A 795-nucleotide genomic window follows, 5' to 3' on the forward strand; every position below is an offset into this window, starting at 1 on the left:
TCCTATCAGCAGCACCGCACCACAAACCAGTGGTGATGTCAGCGTGCTGGCCACCGATGTGGCCGGCAATGACAGTCCGTCCGCGGTCACCGCGTATGTGGACAGCACTGGCCCTGTCGCGCCAGCCGCGCCAAGCGTGGTCGCTAACCCAGACGGTACCCTGACTGTGTCCGGTACCGCCGAGCCGGGCAGCACCATCACGGTCACCTTCCCGGACGGCAGCACCGCCACCGGGCCGGTGGCCGCCGATGGCAGCTACGGTCCTATCAGCAGCACCGCGCCTCAAACCAGTGGTGATGTCAGCGTGCTGGCTACCGATGTGGCCGGCAATGACAGTCCGTCCGCGGTCACCGCGTATGTGGACAGCACCGCGCCGGTGGCCCCGGCCGCGCCAAGTGTGGTGGCTAACCCAGATGGCACCTTGACGGTCTCCGGTACCGCGGAGCCGGGCAGCACCATCACGGTCACCTTCCCGGACGGCAGCACCGCCACCGGGCCGGTGGCTGCCGATGGCAGCTATGGGCCGATCAGCAGCACCGCGCCGCAAACCAGTGGTGATGTCAGCGTGCTGGCCACCGATGTGGCCGGCAATGACAGCCCGTCCGCGGTCACCGCCTATGTGGACAGCACCGCCCCAGTGGCGCCGGCTGCGCCAAGTGTGGTCGCTAACCCAGATGGCACCTTGAGTGTCTCCGGTACCGCCGAGCCTAACAGCACCATCACGGTCACCTTCCCGGATGGCAGCACCGCCACCGGGCCGGTAGCCGCCGATGGCAGCTATGGTCCGATCAGCAG

The 795-nt window shown here is 67.8% G+C and carries 1 protein-coding gene; it reads left to right on the top strand.

Going from position 1 to position 795, the window contains the following annotated elements; all coding sequences use genetic code 11:
• The coding region (locus AC2A06_RS18670) for an Ig-like domain-containing protein (RefSeq protein WP_484381279.1) at window positions 1-795 on the top strand (795 nt) is incomplete at both ends.

Source organism: Serratia sp. HNCC26DJ244, from assembly GCF_057180565.1.